The sequence below is a fragment of the Bacillus sp. M5A3_1b genome (assembly GCF_053345335.1).
Window position 1 is genome coordinate 98,843 of the sequence record NZ_JBKEZY010000008.1, and the last position, 6,473, is coordinate 105,315.

Consider the following 6,473-nt stretch of genomic DNA (forward strand, 5'->3'; position numbering starts at 1 on the left):
TTTTTGTATGTTGTCAGACCTTACTTTTTATAATGATTACATATACTTCCGACCACTTCATACGGTTTTATATTCACTTTTTCCAACTCGTGTATCGGCAACCACAACGGAATATAACTCCCTCTATCTTTCAGTTTGAATTCTTCAGCTTTACCACTTCCGAAAACTCCATCTATAATATGGGCATTAAAATAATACTCCGTACCTTTATACTCCACCTTTGCAATCAGATGCTCCACTTCTATATGTACCCCTAATTCTTCATAAATTTCTCGCTTCGTTGCTTCTTCAGCTGTTTCTCCTTCTTCAATTCCTCCGCCTGGAAAAACATAATATGTTTCCCCTTCTCGAGTACGTTTTATAAGAGCAATTTTCCCTTCCTGCACAATGATAGCCCCGCCGCGATTTCTTATCATTTTATTACCTCAATACGAATCGCAACTGTTCCCCACTTTTTTTCTTGTTCTTTCGTATATATTTTGTATGTACTTTCTAGCATTTCCTCTAAACTATCATTTTCACAATCCAATAATTTGTGATCAATTTGTTCGTACATTGTTTTAAAGCTTGCGTATCGTTTTATTTCCGTTACTTTTACAGTCATCATTTCCTCTGTCGTAAGGTTCGTAAATACAATATGATCGCCTTGTTTAATAAGTTGACGTTTTGCATCGTATAAACGTACTTCATATACTTTTTTTCCTAATTGAATTGATTGAAAAGGTTTATTATATAATCCCATTTCGTATATCATTCATTCCACTCCTTTTTATGCATTGCGCCTACTACTATTTTTGTGCATTACCAATTCATACAACACAGTTCGACTTATTCCAAGTTGCATATAATGTTCCATATCCATTACTTGCTTTAGAGAGGATGCTAAATTGGTTATGTTATTTTTAAATCAAAAACCTGAATATAATAAATATGATATTGGTGATTATACTTATAGTAAAGTAGGTCCAACCATTTTTTCTTGGAATGATGAAACAAAATTAAAAATAGGTAAGTTTTGTTCATTAGGAGAAGAAGTCGTTTTTATACTTGGCGGTGAACATCGCGCAGACTGGATAACGACATACCCATTTAATGCATTTTTTAATGAAGGAGCACATATTACGGGTCATCCTTCTTCAAAAGGTGACATCGTAGTCGGCAACGATGTATGGATTGGTTATCAATCCTGCATTTTATCTGGTGTTACAATTGGTAACGGAGCCATTATTGGGGCAAAGAGTGTTGTCACAAAAGACGTACCTCCATATGCAATTGTAGCTGGTAATCCTGCAAAATTTATTCGATATCGTTTCCCGCAAGAAACGATTGACAAACTAGAGAATCTTGCATGGTGGGATTGGGATATTTCTGTTATAAAAGGAGCCATTCCATTTCTACTTTCCAACAAAATCAACGAGTTTTTTACCTCACCCGAAAATGAATCTATGTGATTAATACAAAAAGAGCATCCTATTCTGAACTGCACCTCCAATTGTTAGACACAGTCTAACAATTGGAGGTGCAGTTTTTCTATGGCTAAATTTACAGCTGATGAAAAAATACAAATCGTTCTACGGTATTTGAACGGAAATGAAAGTTATCGAAAAATGGGTAGAGCGATCGGTATAAGTAACACAATTATTTTGAATTGGGTAAACCAGTATAAACAGAATGGTGTGGAAGCTTTTCTAAAACGTTGTACAAATTACACACAACAATTTAAACTAGACGTACTAAACTTTATGATTGAAAACGGTATGTCCTTATTTGAGACGGCAGCTATTTTTAACATTCCTGCCCCTTCAACGATTTCTGTTTGGAAAAATCACGAGACCAGACGAAGCGCAAGTAGTTTATGAATTAAGGCATAAATATTCGGTGAAGGCACTCGTGGAGCTAGCTAATATTCCACGAAGCACGTATTATAATTTAGTAAAGAAAATGAATCGTCCAGATGTAGATGCCGATTTGAAAGCTGAGATGAAAGCGATTTATGAGGAAAATGAAGGTCGTTATGGTTACCGTCGCATTCGTGATGAATTAACGAATCGTGGTCAGAAAGTGAATCACAAAAAGGTGCAACGCATTATGAAAGAGCTTGGATTAAAGTGTGTTGTGCATATGAAGAAATATAAATCCTATAAAGGAAAAGTCGGTAGAATTGCACCTAATATTTTAGAGCGTAATTTTTATACAGATGCACCGAATCAAAAATAGGTAACGGACATCACAGAGTTTACATTGTTTAGAGAGAAACTGTATGTATCACCTGTATTAGACTTGTATAATGGTGAAATTATTACCTATACAATTGGTTCTAGACCGACGTATTCACTTGTTTCAAAGATGTTAGAGAATGCATTAGAACATTTGCCTGAAAATCACCAACTACTGATGGATTCTGATCAAGAGTGACATTATCAAATGAGACAATACGTCCGTACACTTGAATCAAGAGCTATTGTACAGAGCATGTCTCGAAAAGGTAACTGTTACGACAACGCAGTAATAGAGAATTTCTTCAGAATTATGAAGTCGGAGTTCCTCTACATAAAAGAATTTGAAAGTGTAGAGCATTTTAAAATAGAATTAGAAAAATATATAGATTATTATAATACAAAACGGATTAAGGCAGCTTGATAAAATAACCGTGTCTAACTTTTAGGGGTCACTTCATCACTATAAATAGGAGTGCTCGTTTTTATTTTCGTCTATTCCTTTTCGGGCCAAATTTTCGCGTTTGGTTCTAATAACCACTTGTGTTCTTCTTCCATGATACGATCATTCCATGGGTTAATTTGGATTTCTTTTTCAGTTCCTATTGTCATCCTTTTTCATAATTTTCGTATGGTCAAACAATCCACTTGCTGACAAACCGATAATCATTCCTTGAAATATGTTCATTTTGATATCTTGAGACAACAATAAAACACCTAGCATAATGCCAAGCGTCAAATTAAATATTGGAATATATTTTGTTTGCAATCCATTTATTTTTACAATTTGTGATAACCCTACAACAACCCCAATCATGGCCGTAATTTCAATCATTACATACCGCCACCTTTCAAGAGGAAGGTCAGAGCTGCTCCAATTAATCCACCAATAATAAGGCGTAAGATCCATGTTGTATTAGCACTAATCTTATCTAATTGCTTATTGATATTAATAATGTCTTTTTCATTACCTGCTGTCCTCATTTCTAGACCTCTAATCTCTAATCGTATATCTTTAATATCTTGTCTTATTTCCTGAACATCACCTTTCATCTCTTGCAAACCATCCATTATTTCCACCTCTTTCCTACTTCGTATTTAATTAAAAATTAAAAATCTTAATATGCATATACTTGTCTTTCCATCTCATTATTTAATCCCTTCTGGTTTAACGTCCACCTCAATTTGTCCCTCAATAATATCCTCGGTAACTACTTTTGTAGGAACCTCTGTTGCTGGGTTTCCCGTTTTTACAATGGAAACAGTAATTGAACTTCCTCTAAACAGCTCCACGTTGACGTTAAAATTGCTAGCGGTAATAATCCCAGCATTCACTAAATTATCCACAACGTCATCAATTTCCATAAATTTATTGTCATCACTTGGCATGATTTGATTTAGAATTTGGTTCTGAAATTGATTTTCCTCTGGATGTGTATTTGTCATATCTTCCTCTCCCGTTTTAATTTTGTTTATTGATTTTCTAACAATCTCATTTAGTACGTAAATTTTGCTATGTAGTTTGCAAAATAATATCTTAATTTAATTAAAGGAGTAATATTTACTCTCCGACTCGAAAGAATATTCAGACATTTAATGAGTGCAGTATTTAACAGAAAAACTACCAATTCGGATCACTTACGTCGTAACCTAATATCAAAAATATGTTTCTAGTAAACATATACTATTTTTAAAACACAACGTAGATTGTATACACTTAGTTCAGCTACACTAAAAACAAACGATTTGTGAATTTAAATCTTCTAATTATAAATTTTAATCCCTGTCTATTAGACAGGGATTAGTAGAATAAGAATCAAGCTTTTTATTTAATTAAATACTCCATTATTCGCACATCGTTGTAGAATGTGCACTAAAATTTCCTCTGTCACTTTTCCATGTGGATGTGAGTTCTCATCAATAATTCCTCTTTCTAATCCCCATTTCCATGCATCTCTCGCCCATTCTGATGGCTCTCCATTTTGGTAGCTCACATTAGAGGCGATTGACACTGTACTTCTAGTATCTGAGAATACTTTGTTATTGTATATACGTTGCAGCATGTGTACCAGGATTTCTTCCGTCACTTCTCCATGTGGATGAGAATTTCCATCTACAATTCCTTTTTCTAGTCCCCATTTCCATGCATCTCTCGCCCATTCCGATGGTTGCCCATTTCTATAACTTGTATCAATAGAAACCGATACTACGCTTCCAGTACCTAAGAATACTTTGTTATTGTATACACGCTGTAACATGTGTACTATAATTTCTTCTAAAACTGTTCCATGCGGATGAGAATTTCCATCTACAATTCCTTTTTCTAATCCCCATTTCCATGCATCTTTTGCCCAATCTGATGGCTCTTTATTTTCAGAAGGATCAGGTCCTTTTCCTAAATGGTCTAATGGGTTCACAGCATTACTCTTATTAATATTCCAGCCGCCTTTATGCAGTTCAAAATGTAAGTGTTGGCCACTAGAATCCCCAGTGTTCCCCATAACTCCAATAGTTTGTCCTTGGGTAACAGAATCTCCTACGTTCACCGTTCGAGAACCACTACGCATATGAGCGTATACAGTCTCCCATGTAACTCCATCAATAGTATGCACGATCATAATACATTCACCGTAACTAGATGAAAAATACGAGCGACTAACTTTTCCATTAGCCGCTGCATAAATCGGATGATACCCTGCTTCAGCAAGGTCTATCCCATGGTGATTTGGTCTGCTGCCTCTAAAACCACTTGTTACTCTCGTTGTATCTGTTGGATAAATAAACTTTGCCATACTAATCTTCCTTTCTTTTTTGCACAGTATAATCAAGGTACTTAAATGAGTACTTTCGTTTACTTTTTTATTTGACAAGAATCTTTATAATATGAAAGTCTTATAATTACTTAAATACCCCATTATTTGTACATCGTTGTAGTATGTGTACTAAAATTTCCTCTGTTACTTTTCCATGTGGATGTGAATTCCCATCTATAATTCCTTTTTCTAATCCCCATTTCCATGCATCTCTCGCCCATTCTGATGGCTCTCCATTTTGATAACTTACATTAGTGACAAATGCTCCTGAGCTTCCAGTACCTGAGAATACTTTGTTGTTGTATACACGTTGCAACATGTGTACCAGAATTTCTTCTGTCACTTCTCCATGTGGATGTGAATTTCCATCTACAATCCCTTTTTCTAGACCCCACTTCCATGCGTCTCTCGCCCATTCTGACGGTTCTCCATTCCGGTAACTTGTATCAATAGCGAAGGATACTGCACTTCCAATACCTAAAAATACTTTGTTGTTGTATACACGTTGTAACATGTGTACCAAGATTTCTTCTACTACCGTTCCATGTGGATGTGAATTCCCATCTACAATTCCTTTTTCTAATCCCCACTTCCATGCACTTCTCGCCCACTCTGATGGTTCTTTATTTTCAGAAGGATTAGTTCCCCCATCAAAATCAACATATTGCTTAATAATTTCAGCGTAGAAGAAATTCCCTCCGTTTTTATATCGGTAGCCACCATTGTATGCCACAGCAATAGGATGACTATATCGAATCATTGCGCCAGTGCTATTTCCAAGAGATGGTGCAACAACCGTTTTAGAATACAGATCCGCCACCGGTAATGAATGTTGTTTCTTGTTTGAAGCTAACCAGCGAAGGTAAGCTCGTCCAAAATTATATGATTGAACAATGGCACTTAAATCTGTAATACCATTTTTTTTCGCATCATCAAAAGCTCCTTTTAGATGCTTTACTCCATAATAAATTGAATCTTTAGGATTTTTAATTGTATTCATTGGCCACCCTTGTGATTCACTTGATTGCATAATATCGGGCGTCTGTTCAGCATTACCATCACTTTCCACCATAATAATTCCTAATACATAAGGTACTAACTCAGGTACCCCTTGTGCATTACATTCATTTTCTACCATTGTCTGCCATCGGAGGACCCGTTGCGGCAAATTCTTTGTCTTAACTGACGCAGCTAACATACCCATTACTAAACATCTCCTTATTTCCCTATTATTTTTGGACCAAACACTACTATTTTACTAAGTACTTTTAACTTCTAAATACCTATTAACCTATTGAATTACTCCATAGTACTTAGCTTCTTTCACAACAAAAAGAGCAACCATAAAATAGTTGCTCTTTCGTCGAAATCTTATATTACTACTATAAATCACTTTTTCAATACTTTCTGTACACTGCATGTAGCCTACAAAAAGGTAACATTA

At 35.3% G+C, this 6,473-nt stretch carries 8 protein-coding genes and 2 pseudogenes; 2 read left to right on the forward strand and 8 right to left on the reverse strand.

Annotated elements, in window-relative coordinates; translation table 11 throughout:
* Positions 1–20: 20 nt before the first annotated feature.
* Both ACLBWW_RS21810 and ACLBWW_RS21815 read right to left on the reverse strand, forming a co-directional pair.
* Positions 21–416 (reverse strand): NUDIX hydrolase, encoded by a 396-nt coding sequence (locus ACLBWW_RS21810; protein WP_048543928.1) that lies wholly within the window; start codon positions 414–416, stop codon positions 21–23.
* The gene (locus tag ACLBWW_RS21815; RefSeq protein WP_048543930.1) at positions 413–754 is read right to left on the reverse strand and encodes an ASCH domain-containing protein; all 342 of its coding nucleotides are present in this window, start codon (positions 752–754) and stop codon (positions 413–415) included. Before ACLBWW_RS21815 ends, ACLBWW_RS21810 begins: the two co-directional genes overlap by 4 nt.
* 139 nt (positions 755–893) lie before the next feature.
* Here ACLBWW_RS21815 and ACLBWW_RS21820 point away from each other — a divergent pair, with 139 nt between their 5' ends.
* Positions 894–1,451 (forward strand): CatB-related O-acetyltransferase, encoded by a 558-nt coding sequence (locus ACLBWW_RS21820; RefSeq protein ID WP_000898178.1) that lies wholly within the window; start codon positions 894–896, stop codon positions 1,449–1,451.
* An 81-nt stretch (positions 1,452–1,532) separates the two neighbouring features.
* A pseudogene (locus ACLBWW_RS21825) lies at positions 1,533–2,640 on the forward strand (IS3 family transposase).
* Positions 2,641–2,711: 71 nt separating this feature from the next.
* Here ACLBWW_RS21825 and ACLBWW_RS21830 read toward each other — a convergent pair.
* The 6 genes and pseudogenes from ACLBWW_RS21830 to ACLBWW_RS21855 all read right to left on the reverse strand — a co-directional run.
* A pseudogene (locus ACLBWW_RS21830) lies at positions 2,712–2,798 on the reverse strand (5-deoxy-glucuronate isomerase); the annotation flags it as partial.
* Between the two features lie 13 nt (positions 2,799–2,811).
* Entirely contained in the window at positions 2,812–3,051 is a 240-nt protein-coding gene (locus ACLBWW_RS21835) for a hypothetical protein (RefSeq protein ID WP_048543932.1), read from the reverse strand.
* Positions 3,051–3,287, reverse strand: a complete 237-nt coding sequence (locus ACLBWW_RS21840) for a hemolysin XhlA family protein (RefSeq protein WP_048543933.1) — start codon at positions 3,285–3,287, stop codon at positions 3,051–3,053. The genes ACLBWW_RS21835 and ACLBWW_RS21840 overlap by 1 nt, the downstream gene beginning before the upstream one ends.
* A gap of 78 nt (positions 3,288–3,365) precedes the next feature.
* Positions 3,366–3,662, reverse strand: a complete 297-nt coding sequence (locus ACLBWW_RS21845) for a hypothetical protein (protein WP_048543935.1) — start codon at positions 3,660–3,662, stop codon at positions 3,366–3,368.
* Between the two features lie 383 nt (positions 3,663–4,045).
* Complete coding sequence (locus ACLBWW_RS21850; protein WP_048543936.1) at positions 4,046–5,008, reverse strand: M23 family metallopeptidase; 963 nt, start codon at positions 5,006–5,008, stop codon at positions 4,046–4,048.
* 106 nt (positions 5,009–5,114) lie between these two features.
* Positions 5,115–6,233, reverse strand: a complete 1,119-nt coding sequence (locus tag ACLBWW_RS21855; RefSeq protein ID WP_447614235.1) for a lysozyme family protein — start codon at positions 6,231–6,233, stop codon at positions 5,115–5,117.
* Positions 6,234–6,473: the final 240 nt, after the last annotated feature.

Excerpts from the sequence above, each read along its gene's own strand:
- ACLBWW_RS21820 (WP_000898178.1), top strand. The coding sequence starts at position 894 with ATGTTATTTTTAAATCAAAAACCTGAATATAATAAATATGATATTGGT.
- ACLBWW_RS21855 (WP_447614235.1), bottom strand. The coding sequence starts at position 6,233 with ATGGGTATGTTAGCTGCGTCAGTTAAGACAAAGAATTTGCCGCAACGG.
- ACLBWW_RS21810 (WP_048543928.1), bottom strand. The coding sequence starts at position 416 with ATGATAAGAAATCGCGGCGGGGCTATCATTGTGCAGGAAGGGAAAATT.
- ACLBWW_RS21845 (WP_048543935.1), bottom strand. The coding sequence starts at position 3,662 with ATGACAAATACACATCCAGAGGAAAATCAATTTCAGAACCAAATTCTA.
- ACLBWW_RS21835 (WP_048543932.1), bottom strand. The coding sequence starts at position 3,051 with ATGATTGAAATTACGGCCATGATTGGGGTTGTTGTAGGGTTATCACAA.
- ACLBWW_RS21850 (WP_048543936.1), bottom strand. The coding sequence starts at position 5,008 with ATGGCAAAGTTTATTTATCCAACAGATACAACGAGAGTAACAAGTGGT.
- ACLBWW_RS21840 (WP_048543933.1), bottom strand. The coding sequence starts at position 3,287 with ATGGATGGTTTGCAAGAGATGAAAGGTGATGTTCAGGAAATAAGACAA.
- ACLBWW_RS21815 (WP_048543930.1), bottom strand. The coding sequence starts at position 754 with ATGATATACGAAATGGGATTATATAATAAACCTTTTCAATCAATTCAA.